Below are 26,264 nucleotides of genomic sequence, written 5' to 3' on the forward strand. Positions count from 1 at the left end.
GGAAAGCGATGGCCCCGCTATGGCGCGGGCTGGCAGGTGGGGCACCACCAGATGACACGCTGCTGGTCCACGTCGGCGTCGGCGACGGACCTGCCGCCGCCCAGTTCCGAGGCCTCGATCAGTGTGCCGCATCGGCGACACGGGCGGTGCCGGCGCCCGAACACGAACGTGTTCTCTCCTCGCCGGTGGATCCCGGTGAACGTCCGGACGGGGTTCGTGAGGTTCCCGCGCATCAGTTTCGCGGCCAGGTCGATGACGGCGGGGACGTCGCACAGGGCCACCGATGTCGTCGGGTGGAGGCCCTGCAGGAAGCAGACTTCGACGCGGTACTCGTTGCCGAGGCCCGCCAGGTTGCGTTGGTCCAGCAGCGCCTCGCCGATGGTCCGCTCGGGGCGGGACGACACCCGGCGGACCGCCTCGTCGCGCCCCGTGGGCTCCCAGCGGCCGGGGGAGTGCCAGTCGTCGGCGAGCACGTCAGGGCCGAGGTGCGCGGTGCGTCGGTCGTACTCCCTCGCGGGCCAGAGCTCGACCACGCCGAGCCAATGCCCCACCAGCTCGACCCCGCCGTCGACCCGGATCACCAGGCGGGCGGTATGGGCGGGCGCCGACCATTTCGCCCCGACCGCATGGATGCGCCAGGTGCCGTCCATGCGGAGGTGCGTGTGCAGGATGCGGTCCGCGCACTGCCAGTAGAGGTGCTTGCCGTAGGGCCAGATGCGGTCGATCGTGGTGCCCACCAAGGACTGAGTCGCGAGCGCGGGCACGCGGAAGTCGCTGTGCTCGATCGTCCGCCCGACGAGGGGCTGGAGCCGCTGCGACAGTTGCCAGACGGTGTCGCCCTCAGGCACGGGGCGCCTCCACCGTGATGCCCTTCGGCGTGAGCCGTGCACCGGCGGCCAGCAGCGTGGCCTCGAGGCTCGACGAACCCACCCGTTCGCCGTCGACCTCTTCGATGCGGAGCCTGCCCATCCTTCCCTCACCCACGGCGCGCACGAGGGCGTGGATGACCAGGGTGGCGTGGCGTTCGCGGTGCTCGGAGCCGCCGAAGAGGGTGAGGATGCGGCCCCCGCGGGTGAGGTGGGCGAGGCAGACGCCGTCGGCCAGCACGACGAGGGCGCCGGCCGCGCGCGAAGGGTGGGCCGTCGGGTGCGCGGGCCAAGGGAGGATCGAGCCGTACGGGTTGGCCGGGTCGAGGGCCGCCAGGACCTGGAGGCTGCGGGGCCCCTCGACCGCCAGCCCTTCGGGAACGGCCGGGCCCCGATTCTCGTGCGAGCGAAGCTGCTCGATGAGGTCAGGCGTGCTGAACTGCGCGCCGCCCAGGCCTTCCACGAGGTAGCCGCGCAGCATCTTGCCGGCTTCCTCCAGCTTGGACAGCAGCCGATAGGCGGCGGCGAAACCGCCGGGCGTGCCGTCAGCCGTCACCCCACCGCGCGTGATCACGCCGAAGCGCTCGAGCCACGAGGACGCCAACGCCAAGGCCGCCTCGGCAGGGGTGGGCTGGGTGTCCCGCACCCGGTACCACCGGCCCGAGACCTGCGGTGGGGTCAGCGATCCCTGCCCGCTCAACAGCGCGCGAGACGGGCGGGGGAGTCGGGCACGCCGTCGGGGCGAGGGGCGGCTGGCCTTGTGCGCTCCCCGGGCGGCGCCGCCGATACGGGCCCGCACGGGAGCCATCGACGCCGGGGCGATCGCGCCCTCCTCCGCCGCGTGCCAGAGTGCGTCCGCGAGTTCCACAGCGGACTCAGAGCCGTGGATCGACGCGAACGTACCGTCACCCTCCGCGAGCCGGGCGGCCACGGCGAGCGCCTCCTCCGACGGCGGCTGGTCCGGTGGCCCGAGCAGGTCGAGGTCGTCCGCCGGGACCAACGCCACCAGCGGGTCGTTCGGCCCTGCGGAGCCACGCAGACGGACCACCACCTCGCCCTCGGCGAGCAGCGCGTCGAGGTGCGCTGCCTGGTAGCCCGCCAGACGGGCGGGCAGCACGTGGGTTTCCCAGGCGCTGGCGGGGAGCGCGGCTCCGGCGAGCCGTTGCAGGGCGAGCAGCACCTCGTCGGGGCTGGACACAGGCCTGTCGTCGACGTGGTGTGATGCCGCCAAGAAGCGGGCGAAGCCCTCCTGCGAGACGGGCTGCAGCTCCGATCGCGCCTTGTAGAGCGAGCGGCTACGCAGCCGGCGGAGCACCTCCGGGTCCACGAATTGGGGCTCCGTGGCGGTGAACCGCCCGGCCACCAGGCGCTTTGCCACCCGCTCCCGCTCCAGCACCAACCCGACGGTGGCCACCCCCAGCCCGAACGCGTCGGCCACCTCCTGCGCACTGAAAGGACCGTGGGTGCGGGCGTAGCGGGCGATGAGCTGGGTCAGCGGGTCGCGGCCCTCCACCTGAGGCGCGGCGTACCCGGCGGGTACCGGGATCCCGAGCGCGTCGCGCAGCAGGGCCAGATCCGAGACCGCCACCAGGTGCGGGCGCCCTGCCAGATTGAGCACCACCACCTCGCTGAGCCGCTCCGCCACGGTGGCGACGGAGGCGGCCCACCACTCAGGCGACACCTTCCCCTCGAGCTCGACGAGGGGAACCGGCCCCAGTTCCCGCGGCAGCGCGGCCACCGCGTCGTCGTGGCCCGCCCGTCGGTTCGACGCGGTGCGCTGCAGCTCGGCGACCACCTCGGCCACGACGTCCGGGTCGAGCACCTCGCGCAGGTCCAGCGTTCCGAGCGCGGCGGCGAGGAGTTCCGGGTCCATGGCGAGCAGCGCGGCGCGGCGCTCCGCGAGCGGCGCGTCGCCGTCGTAGATGAAGGCCCCGGGATAGCGGAACAGGAGCGTGGCCGCGAACGGGCTGGGTTGATCGGTGACCACCTCCACGAGCCGCACCGCGCCGGAGCGCAGCCCGCGCATGAGCTCGACGAGACCGGGCAGGTCGTAGGCGTCCTGCGTGACCTCGCGCACCGTCTCGATGATGATGGGGAACCTCGGGTGGTGCCTGGCCACCTCCAGGAGTTGGGCCGAACGCTGCCGTTGCTGCCAGAGCGGCGCGCGCCGGCCCGGGTTGGGCCGGGGGAGGAGCAGCGCCCGGGCGGCGCACTCGCGGAAGCGCGCTGCGAACAGGGCCGTGCCGCCCACCTGCTCGACGACGATGCGGCCCACGTCGTCGGGGTCGGTCAGGAGGAGTTCGGGGAGGCGCTCGACCAGATCGGAATCAGGGAGGCGCAGCACGATGCCGTCGTCGCCGGCCACGGGCACCACGTCGATGCTGACCTCCCGCGACAGCGCGTCCGCGATGATCAGCGACCACGCGCCCAGCACCCGTCGGCCCAGCGGCGAGTGGATGACCACGCGCCAGTCGCCCAGCTCGTCGCGGAACCGCTCCAGCACGACGGTGTGCTCGTCCGGCACCGACCCCGTCGCCGTGCGCTGCTCAGCCAGGTAGCGCTCCAGGTTGCGGCGGGTGTTCCTGTCCAGGAAGGGGCGGTCCAGCCGCTCCGGATTGCGCGAGGCCTCCCGCTGGAGGCGGCCGATGTTCCTGCCCAGCTCCGCGGGCCGCCCCTCATCCTCGCCGCGCCAGAACGGCAAGCGGCCGGTGTTGCCCGGGGCCGGCGTGACGAGCACCCGGTCGCGCGTGATCTCCTCCACGCGCCAGGACGACGCGCCCAGCGTGAAGACGTCGCCCACCCGTGATTCGTGGACCATCTCCTCGTCGAGTTCACCCACCCGCCGGGCACCGGCCTCCTCGCCGGCGAGGAATACGCCGAACATCCCCCGGTCCGGGATGGTGCCGCCCGAGGTGGCGGCCACCCGCAGCGCGCCCGGCCTGGGGTAGAGCCGGTTGTCCTCGCCCATCGCCAGCCTGGCGCGCAGGTTGCCGAAGTCGGCTGAGGGGTAGGCGCCCGTGAGCAGTTCCACCACGGAATCGAGCAGCGACCGGTCCAGATCCGAGTAGGGCCGCGAGCGCGTGACGGCGGTGAACCACCCGTCGACGTCCAGCCCCTCGTCGCCCTCTGCGGCCGTTGCGGCGACCGTCTGCTGGGCCAGCACATCCAGCGGGTGCTGGGGAATGTGGAGCTCCTCGATGTCGCCGGCCAGCATCCGCTCCGTCGTGACGACGGCCGAGGCGAGGTCGCCCCTGTGCAACGGGAAGACCTGGCCCACGGACGTGGCTCCCACCACGTGCCCCGCGCGCCCGATGCGCTGCAGGGCGCTGGCGACCGACGGGGGAGAGGCGACCTGGAGGACCCGGTCCACCGCCCCCATGTCGATGCCGAGTTCGAGCGAACTGGTGGCCACGACGCACTTGAGTTCGCCGGATTTCAGCGCGCCCTCGATCTCGGCGCGCTGCTCCTTGCTGACCGAGCCGTGGTGGGCGCGCGCGATGACCAGCGGCGCGCCCCTGACCGTGTCCACGGGTGCCATCACCTGGGCGGGCGGGCGCGCAGGGATGGGCGGGAGCGTGTCGGGGTCGTTCTCCTCGGCCCACATCTCGTTGAGCCGGCCGGTGATGCGCTCGGCCGAGCGGCGGCCGTTGGTGAAGATCAGGGTGGAGCGGCCCTGTTTGACGGCGTCGTAGAGTTCCCGCTCCACATGCGGCCAGATCGAGCCGTTCGTGGCCGGGCCGCCGCGCAGCAGGTCCAACAGGTCGCCTGCGGTGCCGTCGCCTGCGTCGGGATCCGGGATGTCGGTGAGGTCCTCCACCGCGGTGCGCACGGTCACGTCCCACGACTTGTGGGCGGGCGGGGCCACCACCGTGACGGCCCTGTCGCCGCCGAGGAACGAGGCGACCTGCTCGATGGGGCGCACGGTCGCCGACAACGCCACGCGTTGGACGTCGCGTCCCACCAGCATGTCCAGCCGTTCGAGGGACAGGGCCAGGTGTGAGCCACGCTTCGTCCCCGCGACGGCGTGGATCTCGTCCACGATCACGGTCTCGACGGAGGTCAGCGTGCGCCGGGCCGAACTCGTCAGCATCAGGTACAGCGACTCGGGCGTGGTGATCAGGATGTCGGGCGGCCGCCGGATGAGGGCGGCGCGCTCCCGCTGCGGTGTGTCGCCGGAGCGCACGCCCACCGACACCTCGCTCCACGGGACGCCGAGGCGCTCAGCGGCCAATCGGGTGCCGGTGAGTGGCGCGCGCAGGTTGCGTTCAATGTCGACGCCCAGCGCCTTGAGCGGCGAGACGTACACGACGCTGGTCCCGGCCGTCGGGAGCCTCTCGGGCCGCGTCGCCAGGCCGTCGATGGCGGAGAGAAAGGCCGACAGCGTCTTGCCGGAGCCGGTGGGCGCGACGACGAGCGCATGCTCGCCCCGCGCGATCGCCGTCCAGGCCTCGGCCTGGACTGCAGTGGGGGCCGAAAACACGCTGGCGAACCACTCGCGCGTGGGAGCGGAGAAGTTCGCCAGCGGGTCAGGTGTGGTCATCAGCCAGCGGTGTCCGCGGGCTCCTCGGTGCCGTCGGTGCTCCAGTTGATGTGGAAGGCGCCCTCGGCATCGATGCGGCGGTAGGTGTGGGCACCGAAGTAGTCGCGCAGACCCTGGGTGAGAGCCGCGTTGAGACGGGGTGCGCGCGCCTGGTCGTAGTGCGCCAGGGCTGCCGCGAAGCCGGGAACGGGGACGCCGGCCTTGACTGCCACCGACACCACCTCGCGCCACGCGTCCTGCGAGCTGGCCAGGCCCTCAGCCACGGACGGCGCCTCGAGCAGCGTGGCGAGCTTCCTGTCCGCGTACTCCGAGCGGATGCGCTCGAGCAGCTTCGCACGGATGATGCAGCCGGCGCGCCAGATCTTGGCCACCTCGCCGACGTTGATGTCCCAGCCGTATTCGGCCCCGGCCATGCGGATCTCGTCGAGACCCTGCGCGTAGGCGACCACCTTGGAGGCCCACAGCGCCTGGCGGATCTGCTCGACGAACGCCTCGCGGTCCGCCACCTGGATCTTCGCGTCGGGACCCTGCAACGCGGCCTGCGCCGCCTGGCGCAGTTCGGGGGCCGACGAGATCGCGCGGGCGAAGACGGACTCGGCGATGGTGTTGACCGGGGTGCCCAGGTTGAGGGCCGACTGCACCGTCCAGGTGCCGGTGCCCTTCATGCCGGCGGCGTCGACGATCACCTCGACGAGGGGGCGGCCGGTGCGGGGATCCTTCTTGCGGAGGACCTCGGCGGTGATCTCGATGAGATAGGAGTCCAGGTCGCCGGTGTTCCAGGTGGCGAACACATCCGCCATCTCGTCGTGCGAGAACCCCACGGCCTTCAGGAGTTCGTACGCCTCGCCGATGAACTGCATGTCGGCGTACTCGATGCCGTTGTGCACCATCTTCACGAAGTGGCCCGCGCCATCCGGCCCGATGTAGGTGCAGCAGGGTTCGCCGTCGACCTTGGCGGAGATGGATTCGAGGATGGGCCCGAGCGCTTCGTAGGACTCCGGGGAGCCGCCGGGCATGATCGAGGGGCCTTCGAGCGCGCCCACCTCGCCACCGGAGATGCCGGCGCCGACGAAGTGGAGGCCGAGGTCGCGCAGCTTGAGCTCACGCCTGCGGGTGTCCTCGAAGTGGGCGTTGCCGCCGTCGACGACGATGTCGCCCTGGTCGAGCAGCGGGACCAGCAGGTCGATGGTGGAATCCGTGGGGGCGCCGGCTTTGATCATCAGGATCATGCGGCGGGGACGCTCGATCGAGGCGACGAAATCTGCCAGCTCGACGGCGGGGACGAAGTCACCCTCATGGCCGTGTTCGGCCACCAGTTCGTTGGTCTTGTTGGGGGTGCGGTTCCACACGGCCACACGATGGCCGTTGCGTGCCAGGTTCCGGGCCAGGTTAGAGCCCATCACCGCCATTCCGATGACGCCGACAGCTGCCAGATTGCTCATGGAAGTTCTCCTCACGTTCGTTCCCCTTGAGCCTAGTGGTGCGGGGCCAATAGGGGGAGCCCGTCTGAGCGGTCGCAGCTCCGAAGAACTCCAGATAATTCTTGACGTCAAGATGATTTCCTGTCACCCTGCGACTGCCCACGCTCACTCACAAGGGACTTGGTCACGGGTTGATCACGGATCGCTCACCTTAACCGATCAATCAGTCGTTTGCTATGAGCGTTACCGCGTCCAATGGCGGGGCGCCGAGTGAGCGAGTGTACGGTTTGTCCCTAGGAACAGCTCCTGTCGAAGTAGATCCGGAGGATTAATGACTTTCAAGCGTTACATGAAGGCCGGCGCAGTGCTGGCCGTCGCAGCCCTGGGCCTGAGTGCCTGTGGCACCGGCACCACCGAACCCGCCGCTGAGGAAAGCCCCGCTGCCAGCACCGCCCCTGCCGAGGAGAGCACGCCCGCTGAAGAGCCTGCCGGCGAGCCCGTGGAGATCCAGTACCTCCACCGTCTCCCCGACGGCGAGGGCATGACCCCGGTCAGCGAGATCGTTCAGCGTTGGAACGACGAGAACCCGAACATCCAGGTCACCGCCACCAAGTTCGATGGCAAGGCCCAAGAGATGATCACCAAGCTCGAGACGGACGTCAACGCGAACAACGCTCCCTGCCTCGCGCAACTCGGTTACGCCGAAGTTCCCGAGATGTTCGTCAAGGGCCTGGTCGAGGACGTCACTGAAGAGGCCAAGAAGTACGAGGGTGACTTCGGCGGCGCGTTCGGCCAGATGTCGGTCGGAGGCACCATGGTGGGCCTGCCGCAGGATTCGGGCCCGCTCGTCTACCTGTACAACGAGGCTGAGTTCGAGAAGCTCGGCATCGAGGTCCCGACCGACTCCGCGTCGTTCGTCGAGGCCGCCAAGAAGGCTGCTGCCGCAGGCAAGTACATCGCTGACTTCACCCCTGACGAGGCGCAGTACTGGCTGTCCGGCCAGGCCGCCGGCGCCGGCGCCGTCTGGTACGGGGCTGAGAACGATCAGTGGGTCGTGAAGACCGACACCGCGGAATCCCAGGCCGTCGCTGCCATGTGGCAGGAACTGCTGGACAACAAGGCCGTCCTCACGCACGACCGTTGGGGCGACGCCTACGGCGCAGCCCTGGTCGACGGCAGCCTCATCGGCAACATCGCCGCCGCCTGGGAGACGGGTTTCGCACTCGATGCCCTGGACGGGACTGCCTTCGAGGGCCAGTGGCGCGTCGCTCAGATGCCCGCCATCAACGGTTCCGAGCTGACCGGCCCGAACGGCGGCTCTGGCGTGGCGGTCATGAAGGGCTGCGCCAACCCGGCTGAGGCCATGGAGTTCAACGCCTGGTTCAACACCCAGGTCGATGACCTCGCGCAGCAGGGCCTCGTTCCCGCCGCCACCGCCGTCGCCGCGACGCCCGAGAAGATGAGCCGCCAGTTCGGTGGCCAGGACGTCATGGCTGAACTGGTGAAGGCCAACGAGCGCATGAGCACCGAGTTCGGCTACATCCCGGGCTTCTCCGCCGTGGGTCCGAAGATGGCTGAGGCAGCTGCTGCCGCCGCCAACGGTTCCGGCAAGGTCGCTGATGTGTTCGTGGCTGCGCAGGCGGCATCCATCGCTGCCCTGCAGGATGCTGGTCTTTCGGTTGCCAGCTGATCGTCGATGATCCAGTGGACCCGGGCCTGGGAGCGGAGCCTCCGCACCCAGGCCCGGTTTCCGTCCGCACAAGATTAATAGGAGAGAATATGTCCTCGCCCAGCACTACAGCTGAGCCGAAACGCAGAAGGTGGAGCCGACAGGCTAGGCATCAAGCGATCAGCGGTTGGGCGTTCGCACTGCCGTTCTTCCTGGCGTTCTGCCTCGTCTTCATCGCTCCCATCGTCTCGTCTGCCCGCTCGGCCCTGTTCACCATGAAGGCGAGCGGGGGCCTTTACGGTGGTGGCACGATGACGGAGCAGTTCGTCGGTCTGGAGAACTTCCGGGTCGCGGCGTCGAACCCTGCATTCTGGGAAGGTGTCGGACGCGTCATGCTGTTCGGCCTGGTGCAGATTCCCGTCATGATCGGAGTCGCGCTCCTCCTGGCGCTGCTCCTCGACTCGTACCTGGTTCGCCGCCCGGGCCTCTGGCGCCTGTCCTACTTCCTGCCCTACGCCATCCCGGGCTTGATCGCCGCCATCGTGTGGGGATACCTCTACATCCCCGAGGTGTCGCCCTTCGCGGATGCCTTCGGCAGTGTTCAGGGATCCCCCTTCTTCCTGTCGCCCCCAGTGGTGCTGTGGTCCATGGCCAACATGACCACGTGGACCTACACGGGCTACAACATGCTGATCTTCCTGGCCGCTCTGCAGGCGATCCCCGGAGACCTGTACGAAGCTGCCCGCATCGATGGCGCCTCGGGTTGGAAGATCACCACGCAGATCAAGATCCCCATGGTGGGCAGCGCAGCGCTGCTGGCAGTGCTGCTGTCGATCATCGGCACGGTGCAGTTGTTCAACGAGCCCGCAGTCGTGCAGACGTTGGCCACCTGGATGCCCAACAGCTACACGCCGATGATGATGGCCTACAACACGATGATGGGTCAGATCACCCCGAGCGGCGCTGGAATGGCGTCCGCCATCTCCATCCTGATGGCCCTGATCGCCGGCTCACTCGCCATCGTCTACTTCCTCGCGCAGCGGAGGCTTCAGAAGTGATGTTCACCAGAGTCACGAACCCCAAGACGAAAACCACTCCGGACGGGTTGGTGTACCGCCCGTCGATCGACGGTCTGCCCCCGCGTGCCATCGCGCCGAGCAAGACGGCTCGCAACCTCACGACGGTGGTCCTCGCCCTCATCGGGTTGTATTTCCTCCTGCCCATCGTCTGGGTGATCTTCGCGTCGTCCAAGACCAAGGGTGACCTTCTGGGCACCTTCGGCTTCTGGTTCGGCAACGACGTCAGCTGGGGGGCCAACTGGAGCGCCCTGATGTCGTGGACGCAGGACCTGTTTCCCCGCTGGGTAGCGAACTCGGTGTTCTACTCCACCGTGTCCGCAGCCGTCGGGACGCTCCTCTCGGTGGCCTGCGGCTACGCTCTGGCCAAGTTCACGTTCCCCGGCCGAGGCATCATGCTGGGCGCCGTCATGACCGGCCTGCTCATGCCCGTGGCTCTGCTGACGGTTCCGATGTACCTGTTGTTCACGCAGATGGGAATCACCAACACCATCTGGTCGATCCTCATCCCGTGCATGGTGTCGCCGTTCGGCGTGTTCCTCGGCAACGTGTACGCCGCCACGTCGGTGCCCACGGAGTTGCTCGAAGCCGCCCGCATCGACGGCGCCGGTGAGGCGCGCATCTTCTTCACGATGGTGTTGCGTCTCCTCTCACCCGCGATGGTGACGGTCTTCCTGTTCATCTTCGTCGCCACCTGGAACAACTTCCTCCTGCCGTTGATGATGATCAGCTCCGCGGAGCTGAAACCCGTCACCCTGGGCCTCTACGGAATGATGAGCTACTTCGACCCCAACCGGGGTGCCGTCATGCTCGGGTCGCTCCTGGGCGTCATCCCGCTGATCGCGCTGTTCCTCTTCCTCCAGCGCTTCTGGAAGGCCGGCTTGGCGGCTGGTTCCGTGAAGGGCTGATCCACCACCGGATCATTCGACGCGGGGTCGGGCATTGCGCCCGGCCCCGCGTCGTTGTGCTTGGCGGGTGGGTGCTGGGTTTGATGCCGTCCTTGGCATCAACCCCAGCATTGAACAGCCAGCCCCGTTTCACTGCTGAGTGTGGCGCCGTCCACAGCGCCGACCCAGCAGGAATCGCAGCTTCGTTGCCGGACGACGGCGGGTCCAACCCAGCTGGCGCGTTGGCTGCCTTCGCCCACGGTGTGCACCAGCGCACACGCGAAGAACCCCCGGGCTTCCAAGCAGGTTGCTTGGAAGCCCGGGGGCCCACTTCAGCGGAGAGTCACCTCACCGCCCCTTCGACCGGGCACTGCGCGCCCGGCTCGGGAACGGATCAACGCTTCTCGGGTCCTCCGAACATCACGATGTTGTTGAACACCCACTGGTTCTCCTGGCTGAAGGTGTAGCCGCCCTCGGGCTTCGCGGTGGCGGCGTACACCGTCGTCCAGGTGTAGGAGCGGCACGCGCCCCGACCGGTGGCGGCGGTGTCGCATTCGGTCTTCCACTGCCGACCGGCCGAAGTGAACACGCCGTTCGTGGTGGAGCCCAGGTCACCGAGGGGGTTGCCCTTCCAGGCCTGCCGGGTCATGTACGGCAGGTAGGTCAGGTTGTTGAAGGCCCACCCCGACTTGCGGACGAACTGCCCGTTCTCCATCTTGACCACGGTGGCCCAGATCTCGGTGCGGCAGCGCTCGGTCTGCGAATACGGTTCGCAGGTGGTCATCCACTGACGGCCGTTGAAGTCGTGCTTGCCGGGTTCGGTGTAGGGCGCGGTCCGGACGAACGTGTCGGACGGCTTGGTCGGGGTCGCCGACGGCTTGACCGAAGGCGACACCGAGGGCTTCACCGAGGGCTTCACCGAAGGCGACTTCGAGGGGCTCGGCGACACGCTCGGCGAAGGCGACACCGACGGGCTAGGCGAGGCAGTGGCGGTCTTCGCCACGCTCAGGGTGAACGTGGTGGAGCCGCTGAGCCCGGTCCCGTCCGTCACAGACACCATCACGGGGAACGCCCCGTCCACGGTGGGGGTGCCGGTGATGAGACCCGTGGTCGTGTTGATCGTCACGCCGGTGGGCAGGCCGCTGGCGCTCCAGGTGAAGGGAGCGGTGCCGGTCACCGTCGGTTGGATGGACACCGCGGTGCCCACCTTGCCCGTCTGGTTGGTGATGGCGGCGAGGGTGGGGGCCACCGCCACCGGAGCATCTCCGGAGACGGTCAGTTCCGCCACAGTCGTCCAGTTGTGCCCCGCAATCAGGGGGTGTACCGCGACGAACTTCACGTAGCGCGCCTCGACGGGGCCGTCGGGGATCTCGACCGTCTTCAGACCCAGACCGTCGCTGAACGTACCCTCGGCCACCTTGGTGTACTGGACACCGGCCGGCTCGGGGTACGCCATCTGCTTGAGCTGCTCGTCGGTGCGGACGCCGAAGTCGCCCGCGGCGGCCACGTGGACCTCGTACTCACCGATGAGGCCGTTGGTGCTGCTCTGGCGCGGAAGGTAGGTCAACGAGGCGATGTCCTTGACCTCGCCCAGGTCTAGCACCACGTAGTGCGGGAAGGGCGTGGTGCCGCCGCTCCAGCGGGTGTGCCAGTACGTGTTCGGGTTGCCGTCTGCCAACGCCGTGACGTAGCCGCTGCCGCCGCCTTCGTTCGGTTCGGCGGAGTTCCACGCCACGACGCCGGCGATGTCCAGGACCGACGGGTCGATCAAGCGGATCGCGGTGGAGACGCTGGCGGTGCGACCGTCCGCGAGCCTGGCCACCGCTCGGATGGTGCCCGAAGTACCGTCCAGCGGGGCCTTCACCGTCACCGACGCGGTGTCACCGGTGGTGGTCTGCGTCGCAGGCGTCACCGTCCAGCCCGCGGGGGCGTCGACGGTGAACGTGCTGCCCGCAGGCACGTTGGTCATGGCGAAGCTGACGGTGCTGCTGGCACCCCAGGTCAGTTCGGCAGGGGCCGAGGTGACCGTCATCGACGGCGCGGTGAGGATGCGGCTCAGGTACTGCGCCTGGTTGGCGGCGGTATAGGGCTGCCAGTCCGCCGGGGCGCCGGTGGTGGAGTGCACCGGGACCAGACGGATGGTGGTGGGGCCCTGGCCCGCAGACTTCGCGACCACGGACACGGCGATCTCGTTCTCGCCGCGCGGGTTCAGCCATCCCGCAGGGATGGTGAACTGGGACTGCGGGCCGACGTCGCCGATGAACACGCCGGCGTTCCAGCCGTTGACGTACAGGTCGACCTGGCTGCCGTTGGTGCGCGTGGCGGCGGTACCGCCGAAGTTGTCGGCGTCGATGACCAGGCGCCAAGCGGTGTCCTGGCCCTCGGGCACGTTGAGGTCGGCCTTGGTCCGGTACCAGGTGGTGCCGGCCTCGGTGGCCTTCATCGTGGACGCGGCGGTCCAGCCAGTGGTGTCGACGCCTGGTAGGTGCCAGCCCTCGATTTCACCGATCTTGCCGCCGGTGTTGTACATGCCACGCATGGCGTCGGACTGGCCGAACGCGTCCGCGGAGCCCTGCAACTTCCAGGTCTCGGTGCCGGCCTTCGAACCGAGGTTGGCCTCGAAGAGACCGCGGTTCTGTCGCGACAGGCCGTCATCCGACCAGTCGAGGTTCAGACCCAGGTTGTTGGCCAGCACAGTGACGACGACGTCCTGGCCGCCGACGATGGACCCGGCAGGCACCGGGACGCTCTGGGTGGAGCCGTTGAGGGTGCGGGCACCGGCGTACTGGCCGTTGACCCAGACCTGGAAGAAGCCCGGCGCCTTGCGCTGCGCGCCGAACGTGCCGGCGTTACCGCGGAACGACAGGATCGTCGGTGCAGTGTCGGCTGCCGTGTACTCGGCGCGGTACCAGACGGAACCGTTGTGTAAGCCGTAGCGGTTCGAGTCGAGCACCACACCGTTGCTGCCGGGGCCCTGCTGTGAATTGAGCGGGGTACGGGCGTTGGCGACGGTCCAGTCGGAGTCGTCGTAGTCGACGGCGACCGGCAGGGGCTCGGCCTTCTTCACCCAGTTCAGTGTCGGCGCGGTCTGCGCGACCGGACCGGGAGCCGCGCCGCTGGTCAGCGCCTGGCCGTTCCAGGTGTAGGAGGTGATGCCCTCAGGGAGGGTGACGTGCAGCGTGCCGCCCGCGGCCATCGAGCCCGTCAGGTGCGCGGTGGTGCCGTCGAACTTCACCGTGCGCACGAGGTACGCACCACGCACGAACACAGAGTCGTTGCCGGAGCCCCGGACGCCCTCGACGTGCCACGTGGTGGCCGCCGTCGCACGGTCCATGACGCGCAGCACGAGCTTTTCGCCGTCGGCGCGGGTGACCGTGATGTCCACCGGCGATGCGCCGTGGGTGTAGTTCAGCCTCAGCTGCTGCTTGGCGGCGTCGTAGTTCTGCGTGACGGCCGCAGGTGCCGCGACGGTGTACCCGGCCGGGACCTTGAGCACGGTCTCGCCCGCGTCGCCGGCGTGGCCCACGAGGGTCTGAACGAGGCCCGTGCTGGTGGCCAGCGGCTGGTCGAACAGCTGCGAGGTCGTGTAGTACAGGTCGTGGACCCCGCCGAGCTTGAGGTCTGCGGTCACCATCAGCGCGTCACGGCCGTGGATCCGCAGGGTCGTGCCCGCCTGCTGCGGGATGCGTGCCCAGGCGATCTCGCCGGTCGGCGCCGGCGTGGGCTCGGTGGTGGTGCCACCGGTGTACACGCGCACCGCGTCGAGCGAGAAGTAGGCGCCGCGGCTGTCGGCCGCGCCGGGGAAGAACTCGCCGGTGTGAACCAGCTTGACCGTGTGTTCGCCGTCAGTGAGGCCCTTCTTGGAGAAGATGACCTGCTGCGGGACCGCCCCGGTGGTGACCACCTCCTCGCTGGTCTGGCCGGCGGGCACGCCGTCGATGAAAACATCGGCCGGGCCGTGGTTCTCCGAGTGGGCCGCGATGACGTCGAAGCCGGTGCCGGTGAAGGTGAACTCGACCGAGTCGCCCTTCGTGCGCGTGTAGGTCTCGTCGCCCTGGAGGTCACCCGCGGTCCACTTGAAGCCGGACGCGTGGGTCCATCGCGCGGACTCCGCGCCGCCCGCGGGCGAGTAGTTCATCGCGGCAGGGGTGTAGGTGAAGAAGTTGGTGTCCGAGTCGTTGTGGACGGTGCTGCTGGCTGGGGTGCCGGAGCCGGTCACGTGGAGGGCGTCGATCGCGAAAGCGGTGCCGGTGGCGTTGGCGCCGGGCTGGCCGCTGACGCGGATGACCGCGGTGTGGGTCCCGTCGGACAGGCCTGTCACGGAGCCGCGCACCTGCTGCACCGGCGCGTTCTGCTCGGTGTTGTAGGACGCGTCCATCTGGACGGGGGTGCCTCCGTCAACCGTGAGCGTGGCCTTGCCGTAGCTGGGGCCGGTCGGGACGACGACGTCGAGCCCCGTGCCCGTGAACGTGATCGTCGCCGTCGCGCCCATCGTCGACGAGCGGGTCAGCGTGCCCTTGTAGGCCGACGCGTCCGCCACTTGGCTCCAGCCTGTGGAGTAGGTGATGCGGGGCGAGCGGTCGTCGTCTGTGAACTGGTCCGTCACCGGGCCGGTTTCCTCGCCGAGGCTCAGCGGGAACGTGAAGGTGGTGTCGGTGGTGGTGTTGGAGTTGCCGAGTCGGGCGCCGATGAAGCGCGGGCCGTTGCCGGTGACCGAGTTGGCCTGGTCTGAGGCGTCGGTGGCGATGCGCTGGTAGACGTTGACGGGGGAGCCTTCGACGGTCGTGGCGGTGGGCCGCGCGGCGGGCGCCATTGAGCCCAGCTCCGGCAGGGCGCGCTGGTAGTAGCCCAGCTCCTTCTGCACGGCCAGCTTGCCGGTGATCGTGCGGTCCTCGTTGAGGGCCGCGCCGTAGTCGTAGCTGGTGAAACCGGAGCCGGGTGCGCCGGTGTAGCCCCAGTTCGTGCCGCCGATGATCATGTAGTAGTTGAACGCGGTCACGCCCTGGCCGATGTTGTTGACACCCCACTGCCGGGTGAACTCGGGATCGACGTAGTCCATGCACTTGTCGTTCTCGGTCCACGGTGCGCCCCACGGGGAGAATGCGCCGCCCTGCGCCTCCGTGATGAAGTGCGGGGAGTTGGGGGCGAAGTTCCTGAACTGCGCCTCCTGATCATTGATGGAACCGCGGTTCCCGTCGCAGGAGAAGCCCAACGGGTAGGAGTCGTAGGCGTAGAAGTCGGTGCCGACGTTCGCGACGTCGCGGAACCTGCCCCCGAGGCCGTAGTCGTTGTGGAACAGCGGCACGTCGATGCCGTCCGCGGAGACGTGGTCGGTCAGGGCCTTCAGGAACGCGCGCCGGTTGGCGTCGTCGGAGATCAACTCGTTCTCGACCTGGTAGAGCAGCAGCGAGCCGCCGCCGTCGGTGACCTGGTGGTTGCGTGCGATGTCGTTGAACGCGCTCAGCCACTCCTTCGAGGGCTCGAGCACCGAGGGATCGGTGGAACGCAGCGACCAGGCCGACTTGTTGACCATGTACGCGGGCAGGCCGCCCATCGAGATCTCTGCGTTGACGTACGGCCCGGGGCGCGCGATGACGTAGAGGCCCTCCTCAGCGGCGAGAGTCAGCAGCTTGTCGAGATCACGGGGACCGGAGAAATCAAAGGGGCCACCCTCCTCGTTCTGGTGCAGGCCCCAGAAGAAGTAGAGCGAGACGGCGTTGAAGCCTGCCGCGCGCAACTTCTGGAAGACGTCGCGCCATCCGTCCTCGTGCGGCACCCGCCAATGGTGGAGTTCGCCGGACCAGATGACGAGGCGCTCTCCGTCGATCGTGAACGAATGGCCGTCCCAGGAGACGGCATGTTCCTGGCCATCGTTGCCGGGGAACGTGATCTTGTTGCCCTGGTGGGCGGGCGGGTCGACGGCCTTCGCCGTGCCGGGTGCTACGAAGCCGGTGATCGCGAGGGCGATCACGGCGAGGATGGCAAGAAATCTTCTTGACAAGCGGTTATTCACGCTGGGGGGCCTTCCGTGCGACAGTGCAGGTCCGGTGAGTGTCGCAAGGCGGAGCGTTCAGTAGCAAAGAATTCTGACGATCACGCGTTCTCAACGAGCGTTTGAGAACGCCCCGGCCGGATCAGGCCCCCCAGCGCGGGGACCCCTCAGGAATCGGTGCGCGCGAAAGTCTGGCGACCCCTCAGGAAGGTGGCCTCCACGGGGTCCGGCAGGGTGCGTCCGTGGTACGGGTTGTTGCGGCTCAGCGACCTCGACTGAGCCCTGTCCACCGTCGCGGTCCGATCAGGGTTGACCAGCACGATGTTGGCGGGCTCGCCGACCCGGAGCGGGCGCCCCTGATCCGCCAGGGACGCCAGCCGGGCGGGAGCGTGGCTCATCCGCTCGGCCATCTGGGCCCAGGTGAGACGCCCTGGCTTGACCATGGTCTCGATGACGACGGACAGCGCCTGCTCCAGACCCAGCATGCCGGGCCTGGCGTCGACGAAGGCATGGTCCTTGTCCTGCGGCGCATGGGGCGCATGGTCCGTGCCCACCACGTCGATGGTGCCGTCCTCCAGCGCGGCGCGCAGGGCTTCGATGTGCTCGGGGGTGCGCAACGGCGGGTTCACCTTGTAGACGGTGTCGTAGCCGGTGAGTTCCTCGGTGCCCAGCAGCAGGTGGTGGGGCGTGACCTCAGCCGTGATCTGCACGCCGCGCTGCTTGGCCCACCGCACCACTTCGACGCCCTCGGCGGTGGTGATGTGGCACACGTGCAGCCGGGAACCGGTGGCCTCAGCCAGCATGGCGTCGCGGGCGATGATCGTCGACTCCGCTACGGGCGGCCAGCCGCCCAGGCCGAGGCGCCCGGACAACTCGCCCTCGTGGCAGCAGGCGCCGGGGCCGGCCAGGAACGAATCCTGCGAGTGCTGGGCGACCACGCCGTTGAAGGGGCGCACCCACTCCAGCGCGCGGCGCATGAGCTGGGGGTTCATCAGGCACATGCCGTCGTCGGAGAACATCGTCACCCGCGCGCGGGAACGGTTCATCAGGCCCAGTTCGGCGAGTTCCTCGCCCTTGAGGCCCTTGGAGATGGCGCCGATGACGACGACGTCCACCAGACCGGCGTTGAGGCCGAGGTCGAGAACGTGCTCGGCCTTCTCCGCGGTGTCGGTGACGGGCTGGGTGTTGGCCATCGCGCACACCGCGGTGAAGCCGCCGCGGGCGGCGGCCTCGGTGCCACTCAGCACCGTTTCGGCGTCTTCGCGGCCAGGCTCACGCAGGTGGGTGTGGGGATCGACGAGGCCCGGCAGCGCGATGAGGCCGTCGCAGTCGATGACCTGAGCGTCGGCCGGTGCTGCTTCGGCGATGACGCCGTTGGTGAGGTGGAGGTCGGTGCGGGTGCCGTCCGGCAGTTGCACCCCTCGGAGCGTGGTGGCGGTCATCTACTACTTTTCCTCTCCGGCAAGCAGGTGGTAGAGCACGCTCATCCGCACCGCGACACCGGCCGAGACCTGGTCGAGGATGATCGAGCGCGCGGCGTCGGCGGCGGCTGACGAGATCTCGAGGCCCCGGTTCATCGGGCCGGGGTGTGCGATGCAGGCGCCGTCCTTCAGCATCCTGAGGCGGCGGGGGGTGAGGCCGTAGGCGTCGATGTACTCGCGCTCGGACGGGAAGAACCCGCCCTGCATGCGCTCGCGCTGGACGCGCAGCATCATGGCGACGTCCACTTCCGGCAGCACCTCGTCGAAGGTGGCGGTGGTCTCCACGCCCCACGTCTCCACGCCGGGCGGCATCAGCGTCGGGGGAGCCACCAGCACGACGCTGGCGCCCACCTTCTCCCACAGGAGCACGTTGGAGCGCACCACGCGGGAGTGCAGCAGGTCGCCGGTGATGGCGATGCGCTTGCCCGACAGGTCGCCCAGGTTGTTGGCGCGCAGGTGCCGACGGATCGCGTGGGCGTCAAGGAGCGCCTGGGTGGGGTGTTCGTGCATGCCGTCGCCGGCGTTGATCATCGACGCGCGGACCCAGCCGGCCGCCTGCGCCACCGAGCCGGAGCCGGCGTGCCGCATCACGATGGCGTCGACGCTCATGGCGTCGAGGGTCTGCAGCGTGTCCTTCATGGACTCGCCCTTGGACACCGACGACCCCTTGGCCGCGACGTTGATGGAATCTGCCGACAGCCATTTGGCCGCCAACTCGAAGGATGAGCGGGTGCGCGTCGAGTCCTCGAAGAACAGGTTGACGATGGTGCGGCCGCGCAGGGCGGGCAGCTTCTTGATGGGGCGCGACTGGATGTCGTGCATTTCCTCGGCTGTGTCAAGGATGGTCCAGATCTCCTCTTCGCTGAGATCGGCGATGCCGAGGAGATGCTTCACTGGCCGCTCCGTTCGATGGTGATGAGGTCCTGGCCGTCGGTCTCGGTGAGGTTCACGCGGACCCGTTCGTCGCGGGCCGTCGGGATGAGTTTGCCGACGATGTCCGCCTGGATGGGCAGGTCGCGTCCACCGCGGTCGATGAGCGCCACCAGTTGGATGGAGCGTGGCCGGCCCAGGTCTGCCAGTGCGAGCAGCGCGGCCTGGATGGTGCGTCCGGAGAACAGCACGTCGTCCACCAGCACCACGACCTTGCCGTCGATCTCCTCCGGCAGGACGGTGGGGCTGGGCATGCGGGTGGGGTTGCGGCGCAGGTCGTCGCGGTACATCGTGATGTCGAGTTGGCCGACAGGGATGGCGTGCCCCTGCGCCTCGGCGATGGCGGCGATCCGCTCCGCCAGAGGGGCGCCCCGGGTGATGATGCCCAACAGGATCACGTCATCACTGCCGTGGTTCTTTTCGAGGATCTCGTGCGTCATGCGGTTCAACGCCCACTGCATCTCGTCGCCATCTACTACGGCGCGTGGCTCCATGGTTTCCTCCCGTGGTCGGCTCAATCTACCGTACGGACTGACTCCTCTCACACGCCAGTTCCGTATAGAGTGCCTGCCATGAACCTGCTCCCACTCGAGGTCCTTCCGGGCTGGCCCCAGCCGGAGCCCGTCTCTGACATGCTCCTGATGTTCCTGATGGTGCTAGGCCCGCTGGGCTTCGGCGTCATCGTGGCTCTGCTCTACTTCGGCCCCAAGCTGGCGCGCGAACGCCGCGAGCGCGAGCTGAAGGCCAGCAGCACCGAACTGGAGAACACCCGTCCGAACTGACCGCACCTGAACGACGAAAGGGCCGCCGGGCATTGTTGCCCGGCGGCCCCTTCGTCGTTGTTCAGGACGCGTCGAGGCGGCTGCGCTCCTGGGCCCTCAGCGAGCGGCGTGCCTCGTCGAGGCGTTCAGTGACGGACCGGCGGACCTGTTCGCTGGGCTCGTTGTCGTCGAGCCACGCCTGGATGGTGGCCACCAGTGACTCCGTCACCAGCGGCGTCGGGAACAGCCAACGCAGCGCGGTGCCGACGGTGGCGTAGCCCCTGTCGGCCCACGTGCCCTCGCGGCGCGAGATGCGGCCGAGCAGATCGAGGTAGGCGGCCGGATAGGGCTCCAGCACCTCGTCCTGGCCGTAGCGCCAGAAGCCCATGCAGATGGACCGGTGGGTCTCGTTGGGCACGTCCGGGTCGTCCGTGGCCAGCGCCCACGCCTGCGACTTGGAGTCCACGTCAGGGAGCGCGGCACCCGCGCCGGCGGCCTGTTCGGCGCCGGCGGAGGTGTTGTCGCGGTCCAGTTCGGCGGAGATCTCGTCGTGGCCGATGGCGCCCAGCTTGGCCAGGGCCGCCGTGATCGCCCACCGCATGCCGGTGTCGATGGCCAGGCCCTCGGGCACCTCTTCACCGTTGAGCCACCCGCGGATCAGTTCGATGCCCTCTGCGGAGCGCACATTCCCGATGAGCGCCTTGGCGACCAGCACCTGCTTGTCGGAGCCGGGCTCGGTCTCTTTGAGGAGCTGCGCGAGGCCCGCCACCCAGCGGGTGTTGAGGTCGTCGCGCAGTTCCGGCGCCGTGAACGCGAGGGCGGCGTTGCTGGCCTGCGCGAGCAGCGTCGAGGCGCCTGCCATGTCGTTCTCCGAGGGGAGCGCGGCCTGCACCAGGCGCTTGTACTGCTGTGCCGGGAACTCCGCGTCGCGCGTCATCTCCCAGAAGGCGGTGAGCGAGACGGCGCGGGCCAGGGGATCTGTCAGCGCGCCGATGTGCTCCACGAGCGCGGCGGACGAGTCGTCGTCGAAGCGGACCTTGGCGTAGGTGAGGTCGCCGTCGTTGAGGAGCACCACGTCGCCGCGGTGCACCCCCACCAGGTACTCGATGGCGGTGCGCTCGCCGTCGACATCGGTCTCGACGTAGTGGCTGCGGGTGAGCAGGCCGTCCTCACCGAGGGCGTAGATGCCGATGCCCAGGCGGTGCGTCCGCAGCGTCGGCCAGTCCGGGTGGGCGGTCTGCACCACGTCGAAGCGCGTGAAGCGGCCCTCGTCGTCCAGGTCGAAGCTGGGGGCCAGCGTGTTGACGCCTGCCGTCTCCAGCCACTGGGCGGAGAACCACGACAGGTCGCGGCCGGAGGCCGCTTCCAGCTCGACGAGGAGGTCCGAGAGTTCGGTGTTGCCCCACGCGTGCTTCTGGAAGTACTCGTGCACGCCGGCGAGGAACGCCTCGCGGCCGACGATGGACACCAGCAGCTTCAGGACGGAGGCGCCCTTGGCATAGGTGATGCCATCGAAGTTCTGCTCGACCTTCTCGAGGTCGCTCATGTCGGCGGCGATGGGGTGGGTGGTGGAGAGCTGGTCCTGCAGGTAGGCCCAGGCCTTGCGCTCGTTACTGAACGACGCCCAGGAGTTGGTGCCGGTGTCGTAGCGCTTCGAGATCTCGTCGTTGGCGTAGTGGGAGGCCCATTCGGCGAAGGATTCGTTGAGCCACAGGTCGTTCCACCAGCGCATGGTGACGAGGTCGCCGAACCACATGTGGGCCAGTTCGTGGAGGATCGTGTTGTCGCGGGCGTCCAGTTCCCGCGACGTCACCCGCGAGCGGAACAGGTACTCGTCGCGGAAGGTGACGCAGCCGGCGTTCTCCATGGCCCCGGCGTTGAACTCCGGCACGAAGATCTGGTCGTAGGTGGAGAAGGGGTAGGGCACGCCGAAGGAGTCCTCGAAGACCTCGAAACCGCGCTGCGTGGTGGTGAGGATGCGGTCCGCGTCCAGGTACTGGGCCAGCGACCGGCGGCATGCCACCGACGCCGGGATCTCCTTGCCGTCAGTGGTGATGGCGCCCTCCACCACGTGGAACTCGCCGCAGACCAGTGCGGTGATATAGGTGGCGACCGGTGGCGTGGGCTCGTGCTCGAAGCGGCCGAAACCGTCGCCGATGTCGTGCGGCTCCACGCGGGCGGAGTTGGTGAACACCACCCATTCGCTCGGGGCCAGCACGGTCAGCTGGAAGGTGGCCTTCTGGTCCGGCTGCTCGGCGTTGGCGAACATGCGGCGTGCGTCGGCCGTCTCGAACTGGGTGTAGAGGTACACCGCGTCGTCGGCGGGGTCCACGAAACGGTGCAGGCCCTCGCCGGTGTTGGAGTAGCGGCACGTGGCCACGACCTGCACCTCGTGCCTGCCCTCCTCCAGCTCGGGGAGGGGGAGGCGGTAGCCGTCGAAGGACGAGGTGTCGAACGCCTCACCGTCGAGGGTGGCCTCACGCACGTCGTCGGCGATGAGGTCGAGGTAGGTCGAGCCGCCCGCGGAGGAGAAGGTGAGGTGCGTGGTCGAGACGAACTGCCGGGCGGGCTGTTCGACCTCACGACCGGTGAGGTCGACGAGAACACGGTAGGCCTCGGTGGTCATGATCTGGGACCGTGCGACGGCCTCGTCGCGCGTGATGTTCGCCGTAGCCATGGGGTGTCTATTCTCCTGTGTCGATGTTGTCCGCCCTCATCAGGGTTTCCTGCATTCTTCTACTGAACTGCCGAGAGCGGTGGGATTTGGGCTCTCCTGGGAGCAAATGATTCCCCCACCGTAGATCTGGGCGGTGTCACCAGCGTATGCAACGATAAAACGCATGAGCGAAGAGAGCCGGGCCGGGGTGGAATCCCCGCAGTTGCGCCGCCGATGGACTGACCTCAACACGCGCCTCACCGAGGCGCAGGAGGCCTACTACGGCGCTGATTCGCCCACCATGTCGGACGCGGAGTACGACGAGGCGATGCGTGAACTCCAGGCACTCGAGGACGCCCACCCGTCGCTGGTCACACCTGATTCCGTCACCCAACGCGTGGGTACCGCGCGGATCACGGATTTCAAGCCCGTGGAGCACCGCCGTCGCCTGCTCAGCCTCGACAACGTGTTCTCGGACGAGGAACTCACCGCCTGGCTGACCCGCACCCCGGCAGACCGCTACCTGTGCGAGCTGAAGATCGACGGGCTCGCCGTCAACCTGCTCTACCTCGACGGCCGCCTGAGAGTCGCGGCCACGCGCGGCGACGGGCGCGTGGGCGAAGATGTCACACCCAACGTGGAGACCATCAAGGGCATCCCGCGGCGGCTGAAGGGCGCGGCCCCGGCCGTGCTGGAGGTACGCGGCGAGGTCTTCTTCCCCGTCGCCGGCTTCGAGCGGCTCAACGAGTCGCTGGTCCAGGACGGCAAGGCGCCCTTCGCCAATCCGCGCAACGCCGCGGCGGGTTCGCTGCGCCAGAAGAACCCCGCGGTGAGCGCGTCGCGCCCGCTGCAGATGATCGTGCACGGCATCGGCGCCGTGGAGGGGGCCGCCTTCGAGTCCCAGTCAGATGCCTATGCGCAGTTGAAGGAGTGGGGTCTCCCGGTGTCGCCGGCCTACAAGGTGCTGGAATCGCGGGCGGACGTGGCCGAGTATGTCGCCCACTACGGCGAACACCGCCACGGCCTGACCCACGAGATCGACGGCGTCGTGGTGAAGGTGGACAAGCTCTCGGAGCAGGACAGGCTGGGGGCCACGTCGAGGGCGCCCCGCTGGGCCATCGCCTACAAGTACCCGCCGGAGGAGGTCAACACCAAGCTCCTCGACATCCGGGTGAACGTGGGCCGCACGGGGCGCGTCACCCCGTACGGGATCATGGAGCCCGTCTTCGTCAGTGGCTCGACGGTGGAGATGGCCACCCTCCACAACCCGTTCGAGGTCGAGCGCAAGGGCGTGCTCATCGGCGACACCGTCGTCCTCCGGAAGGCCGGCGACGTCATCCCGGAGATCGTCGCGCCCGTCGTGGCGCTGCGCGACGGCTCGGAGCGACCGTTCGTCATGCCCACCCACTGCCCTTCCTGCGGCACCGCATTGCGGCCGGAGAAGGAGGGCGACAAGGACATCCGGTGCCCCAACTCCCGCACCTGCCCCAGCCAGCTCCGCGAACGCCTGTTCAGCCTGGCGTCCCGTGGTGCGTTCGACATCGAGGCGCTCGGCGAGAAGGGCGCCAACGCGCTGCTCAGCGCCGGCCTGCTGACGGACGAGGGGGGCCTCTTCGACCTGACGGCCGAAGACCTGCTCGCCACGGATTTCTACACGAGGCTGGCCAAGCCCGCAGACGCCGACGCGCCCAACCGCAACGGCCGCGTGTTGTCGACGGTGGGGGAGAAGCTCCTCGCCAACCTCGAGGCCGTCAAGACCCAGCCCCTCTGGCGCGTCCTGGTGGCCTTGTCCATCAGGCACGTCGGCCCCACGGCCGCCCGCTCGCTGGCCGCCAGGTTCGCGTCGCTCGACGCCATCCGCGCCGCCTCGCTGGAGGAGCTCGCCTCGACGGAGGGCGTGGGCGGGGTGATCGCGGAGTCGGTGAAGAACTGGTTCGACGTGGACTGGCACGTCGCCATCGTCGACACGTGGGCGGCCGCCGGGGTCCGGATGGCTGACGAGGTGGACGAGTCGCAGCCCCGCACACTGGAGGGCGTCACAGTGGTGGTGACCGGCTCGCTGGAGGGCTTCACCCGGGACGGCGCGAAGGAGGCCATCATCAGCCGCGGCGGCAAGGCCGCGGGCTCGGTCAGCAAGAACACCGACTACGTCGTGGTGGGGGCCAACGCGGGGACGAAGGCCGCCAAGGCGGAGGAGCTTGGGCTGCCCATCCTGGACGAGGCCGGATTCGTCACCCTGTTGAGCAGAGGCCCCGCAGGGCTGGGATAGTTGACCCATGCGAATCCACATTGCCACTGACCATGCGGCCTTCGAGCTGAAGAACTACCTCGTCGAGCGGCTTCAGGAGGACGGCTTCGAGGTCGTCGACCACGGCGCGCACGAGTACGACGCGCTGGACGACTACCCTCCCTTCGTCATCCCCTGCGCAGAGGCAGTCGTCGCGGAAGAAGGTTCCCTGGGCGTCGTGCTGGGCGGCTCCGGCAACGGTGAGCAGATCGCGGCCAACAAGGTGAAGGGCGTGCGCGCGGCGCTGGCCTACAACGTGGAGTTGGCCAGGCTGGCGCGCGAGCACAATGACGCCAACGTCATCTCACTGGGTGGCCGGATGCAGTCCCTGGACGAGTCCTACGACATCGTCAAGACCTTCGTCACCACCCAGTTCCCGGGGGAGGACCGGCATCAGCGCCGCATCGACCTCATTTCGGAATACGAGAGCCGCTGAGCCTGCGGAGTTGACGCCGGGCGACGCGTTGCTGACGCATCCGTCGCTGGGCTTCGATGAGGCGCGGGAGAACGAGCGCTGAGTCGATGCGCACGTTGGCCCGCCGGGGCTTACGCAGTGCGCCCTTGGTCGGGTCGGTCAGAGACATGTGCAGAGTCTATGCGCAGTTTGTCCAAAAACCTTAGAGGTCCATGGGCGCGGCGACCCTTGTCACAGCGTTGACCGCTCAACTTTCCTGCGCGGGGCGGTCCCTGAGCCGCCGGTACTTCTGCTGGTCCTCTGTGCTGCGGTCCCGGCGGGGGAGCAACTTCGCCCGCAGGGCCCGCTCCCGATCGACCAGGCCGGAGACGCCGTCGCGTCCGAACTCCCGCCGCTGCTCTTCGCTCATGCCGGAAGTGTACGTAGAGCTAAGGTGGCGAAATGCCTGAGGGTCACGTCATTCACCGGCTCGCGTCGGAATACACCGCCACGTTCGGCGGGGTCGAGGTCTCCGTCACCTCCCCGCAGGGCCGTTTCGACGCGACACCGCTCGACGGCTCCGTGTTCAACCACGGCGAGCCAGTCGGCAAACACCTCTTCCTCGACTTCGCCACGGGCGACGTCGTGCACATCCACCTGGGGCTGATCGGCAAGATCCGCTTCGAGCCCCTGGCCCCACCGGTCGGCGAGGTGCGGCTGCGCGTCCACAACGGCGTCACCGTCGCGGATCTGCGGGGACCGCAATGGTGCCGGATCATCACCCCGGAGGAGCGCGACGCCGTGGTCGCCTCGAGCGGCCCCGACCCGCTGCGCGCCGACGCCGATCCGTCTCGGGGTTTCGAACGAGTGCGGCGCTCCGGCAAGCCGATCGCCGCCCTGTTGATGGACCAGCGAGTCGCCGCCGGGGTGGGCAACATCTTCCGCGCGGAGGTGCTCTACCGGCACCGCCTCGACCCCGCCGTGCCCGGCCGCGACATCGACCGCCGCACCTGGGACGCCATCTGGGCGGATCTGGTCGAGCTGATGCACTACGCCGTCGGTGCCGGCCGCATCGACACGGTGCGCGACGAGCACGGCCCGGAGGCCCAGGGCCGCGACCCGCGGGTGGACCGGCACGGCGGGGAGGTCTACGTCTACCGCAGGGCCGGGCAGCCGTGCCTGGTCTGCGGCTCGGAGATCCGCACCGCCATGCTGGAGGGTCGCAACATGTACTGGTGCGGTCGCTGTCAGCGCCGGAGGCGGGTCGGTCGCTGAGCACCGGCGCGGTAAATACCGGGACCGGC

At 68.7% G+C, this 26,264-nt stretch carries 17 protein-coding genes and 1 pseudogene; 7 read left to right on the top strand and 11 right to left on the bottom strand.

Annotated features, from left to right (window positions below; all coding sequences use genetic code 11):
* Positions 1 to 17: 17 nt before the first annotated feature.
* Genes C3E87_RS05900 through gndA form a run of 3 tightly spaced genes read right to left on the bottom strand, consistent with a single transcriptional unit; the run spans position 18 to position 6,848 of the window.
* Positions 18 to 848, bottom strand: coding sequence for a DNA-formamidopyrimidine glycosylase family protein (locus C3E87_RS05900; protein ID WP_076060532.1), 831 nt, complete (start codon positions 846 to 848; stop codon positions 18 to 20).
* A complete protein-coding gene (locus C3E87_RS05905; protein ID WP_076060534.1) occupies positions 841 to 5,406 on the bottom strand; it encodes a DEAD/DEAH box helicase in 4,566 nt (1,521 codons plus the stop codon). Before C3E87_RS05905 ends, C3E87_RS05900 begins: the two co-directional genes overlap by 8 nt.
* The gene (gene gndA / locus C3E87_RS05910; protein WP_076060537.1) at positions 5,406 to 6,848 is read right to left on the bottom strand and encodes an NADP-dependent phosphogluconate dehydrogenase; all 1,443 of its coding nucleotides are present in this window, start codon (positions 6,846 to 6,848) and stop codon (positions 5,406 to 5,408) included. The genes C3E87_RS05905 and gndA overlap by 1 nt, the downstream gene beginning before the upstream one ends.
* 310 nt (positions 6,849 to 7,158) lie before the next feature.
* On the opposite strand from gndA, the gene C3E87_RS05915 reads away from it, so the two are divergent.
* From C3E87_RS05915 to C3E87_RS05925, 3 genes are all read left to right on the top strand, one after another.
* Positions 7,159 to 8,517, top strand: coding sequence for an ABC transporter substrate-binding protein (locus C3E87_RS05915; RefSeq protein WP_076060539.1), 1,359 nt, complete (start codon positions 7,159 to 7,161; stop codon positions 8,515 to 8,517).
* An 89-nt stretch (positions 8,518 to 8,606) separates the two neighbouring features.
* Complete coding sequence (locus C3E87_RS05920) at positions 8,607 to 9,554, top strand: carbohydrate ABC transporter permease (protein WP_076060541.1); 948 nt, start codon at positions 8,607 to 8,609, stop codon at positions 9,552 to 9,554.
* A complete protein-coding gene (locus tag C3E87_RS05925) occupies positions 9,554 to 10,480 on the top strand; it encodes a carbohydrate ABC transporter permease (RefSeq protein ID WP_076060543.1) in 927 nt (308 codons plus the stop codon). Before C3E87_RS05920 ends, C3E87_RS05925 begins: the two co-directional genes overlap by 1 nt.
* Before the next feature lie 373 nt (positions 10,481 to 10,853).
* On the opposite strand, the gene C3E87_RS05930 is transcribed toward C3E87_RS05925, so the two are convergent.
* From C3E87_RS05930 to pyrR, 5 genes and pseudogenes are all read right to left on the bottom strand, one after another.
* Positions 10,854 to 15,272: a beta galactosidase jelly roll domain-containing protein gene (locus C3E87_RS05930; RefSeq protein ID WP_369819257.1), complete on the bottom strand. Its 4,419-nt coding sequence runs from the start codon at positions 15,270 to 15,272 to the stop codon at positions 10,854 to 10,856.
* A gap of 96 nt (positions 15,273 to 15,368) precedes the next feature.
* Positions 15,369 to 16,349, bottom strand: a pseudogene (locus C3E87_RS14865) (beta-galactosidase); the annotation flags it as partial.
* 269 nt (positions 16,350 to 16,618) lie between these two features.
* Positions 16,619 to 17,893, bottom strand: coding sequence for a dihydroorotase (locus C3E87_RS05935; RefSeq protein WP_076060547.1), 1,275 nt, complete (start codon positions 17,891 to 17,893; stop codon positions 16,619 to 16,621).
* A gap of 3 nt (positions 17,894 to 17,896) precedes the next feature.
* Complete coding sequence (locus C3E87_RS05940) at positions 17,897 to 18,826, bottom strand: aspartate carbamoyltransferase catalytic subunit (protein WP_076060549.1); 930 nt, start codon at positions 18,824 to 18,826, stop codon at positions 17,897 to 17,899.
* Positions 18,823 to 19,356, bottom strand: a complete 534-nt coding sequence (pyrR, locus tag C3E87_RS05945) for a bifunctional pyr operon transcriptional regulator/uracil phosphoribosyltransferase PyrR (protein ID WP_076060552.1) — start codon at positions 19,354 to 19,356, stop codon at positions 18,823 to 18,825. The genes C3E87_RS05940 and pyrR overlap by 4 nt, the downstream gene beginning before the upstream one ends.
* 78 nt (positions 19,357 to 19,434) lie before the next feature.
* Between pyrR and C3E87_RS05950 the strand changes: the two genes are divergently transcribed.
* On the top strand, positions 19,435 to 19,644 hold the full coding sequence (locus C3E87_RS05950; RefSeq protein ID WP_076060554.1) for a hypothetical protein: 210 nt from the start codon (positions 19,435 to 19,437) through the stop codon (positions 19,642 to 19,644).
* A 61-nt stretch (positions 19,645 to 19,705) separates the two neighbouring features.
* Here the strand turns inward: C3E87_RS05950 and pepN are convergent, their stop codons facing one another.
* Positions 19,706 to 22,300, bottom strand: coding sequence for an aminopeptidase N (gene pepN / locus C3E87_RS05955; protein ID WP_076060557.1), 2,595 nt, complete (start codon positions 22,298 to 22,300; stop codon positions 19,706 to 19,708).
* Between the two features lie 163 nt (positions 22,301 to 22,463).
* On the opposite strand from pepN, the gene ligA reads away from it, so the two are divergent.
* Positions 22,464 to 24,548, top strand: a complete 2,085-nt coding sequence (ligA, locus tag C3E87_RS05960) for an NAD-dependent DNA ligase LigA (protein ID WP_076060559.1) — start codon at positions 22,464 to 22,466, stop codon at positions 24,546 to 24,548.
* Between the two features lie 7 nt (positions 24,549 to 24,555).
* A complete protein-coding gene (locus C3E87_RS05965; protein ID WP_076060561.1) occupies positions 24,556 to 25,002 on the top strand; it encodes a ribose-5-phosphate isomerase in 447 nt (148 codons plus the stop codon).
* On the opposite strand, the gene C3E87_RS05970 is transcribed toward C3E87_RS05965, so the two are convergent.
* Both C3E87_RS05970 and C3E87_RS05975 read right to left on the bottom strand, forming a co-directional pair.
* Positions 24,977 to 25,150 carry a hypothetical protein gene (locus C3E87_RS05970; protein WP_158069050.1) on the bottom strand — a complete coding sequence of 58 codons (174 nt, stop codon included), beginning with the start codon at positions 25,148 to 25,150 and terminating at the stop codon, positions 24,977 to 24,979. The two genes, C3E87_RS05965 and C3E87_RS05970, sit on opposite strands and share 26 nt — an antisense overlap.
* Before the next feature lie 78 nt (positions 25,151 to 25,228).
* Positions 25,229 to 25,390, bottom strand: coding sequence for a hypothetical protein (locus C3E87_RS05975; protein ID WP_158069051.1), 162 nt, complete (start codon positions 25,388 to 25,390; stop codon positions 25,229 to 25,231).
* A gap of 32 nt (positions 25,391 to 25,422) precedes the next feature.
* On the opposite strand from C3E87_RS05975, the gene C3E87_RS05980 reads away from it, so the two are divergent.
* Entirely contained in the window at positions 25,423 to 26,235 is an 813-nt protein-coding gene (locus tag C3E87_RS05980; RefSeq protein WP_076060563.1) for an Fpg/Nei family DNA glycosylase, read from the top strand.
* Positions 26,236 to 26,264: the final 29 nt, after the last annotated feature.

The organism is Tessaracoccus sp. ZS01 (assembly GCF_022342445.1).
Taxonomy (GTDB): domain Bacteria; phylum Actinomycetota; class Actinomycetes; order Propionibacteriales; family Propionibacteriaceae; genus Arachnia.

Excerpts from the sequence above, each read along its gene's own strand:
- C3E87_RS05930 (WP_369819257.1), bottom strand. The coding sequence starts at position 15,272 with ATGGCGCCCGCCGCGCGGCCCACCGCCACGACCGTCGAAGGCTCCCCC.
- C3E87_RS05925 (WP_076060543.1), top strand. The coding sequence starts at position 9,554 with ATGTTCACCAGAGTCACGAACCCCAAGACGAAAACCACTCCGGACGGG.
- C3E87_RS05965 (WP_076060561.1), top strand. The coding sequence starts at position 24,556 with ATGCGAATCCACATTGCCACTGACCATGCGGCCTTCGAGCTGAAGAAC.
- C3E87_RS05920 (WP_076060541.1), top strand. The coding sequence starts at position 8,607 with ATGTCCTCGCCCAGCACTACAGCTGAGCCGAAACGCAGAAGGTGGAGC.
- gndA (WP_076060537.1), bottom strand. The coding sequence starts at position 6,848 with ATGAGCAATCTGGCAGCTGTCGGCGTCATCGGAATGGCGGTGATGGGC.
- ligA (WP_076060559.1), top strand. The coding sequence starts at position 22,464 with ATGAGCGAAGAGAGCCGGGCCGGGGTGGAATCCCCGCAGTTGCGCCGC.
- C3E87_RS05915 (WP_076060539.1), top strand. The coding sequence starts at position 7,159 with ATGACTTTCAAGCGTTACATGAAGGCCGGCGCAGTGCTGGCCGTCGCA.
- C3E87_RS05935 (WP_076060547.1), bottom strand. The coding sequence starts at position 17,893 with ATGACCGCCACCACGCTCCGAGGGGTGCAACTGCCGGACGGCACCCGC.
- C3E87_RS05980 (WP_076060563.1), top strand. The coding sequence starts at position 25,423 with ATGCCTGAGGGTCACGTCATTCACCGGCTCGCGTCGGAATACACCGCC.
- C3E87_RS05905 (WP_076060534.1), bottom strand. The coding sequence starts at position 5,406 with ATGACCACACCTGACCCGCTGGCGAACTTCTCCGCTCCCACGCGCGAG.
- C3E87_RS05950 (WP_076060554.1), top strand. The coding sequence starts at position 19,435 with ATGAACCTGCTCCCACTCGAGGTCCTTCCGGGCTGGCCCCAGCCGGAG.
- pyrR (WP_076060552.1), bottom strand. The coding sequence starts at position 19,356 with ATGGAGCCACGCGCCGTAGTAGATGGCGACGAGATGCAGTGGGCGTTG.
- C3E87_RS05970 (WP_158069050.1), bottom strand. The coding sequence starts at position 25,150 with ATGTCTCTGACCGACCCGACCAAGGGCGCACTGCGTAAGCCCCGGCGG.
- C3E87_RS05975 (WP_158069051.1), bottom strand. The coding sequence starts at position 25,390 with ATGAGCGAAGAGCAGCGGCGGGAGTTCGGACGCGACGGCGTCTCCGGC.
- pepN (WP_076060557.1), bottom strand. The coding sequence starts at position 22,300 with ATGGCTACGGCGAACATCACGCGCGACGAGGCCGTCGCACGGTCCCAG.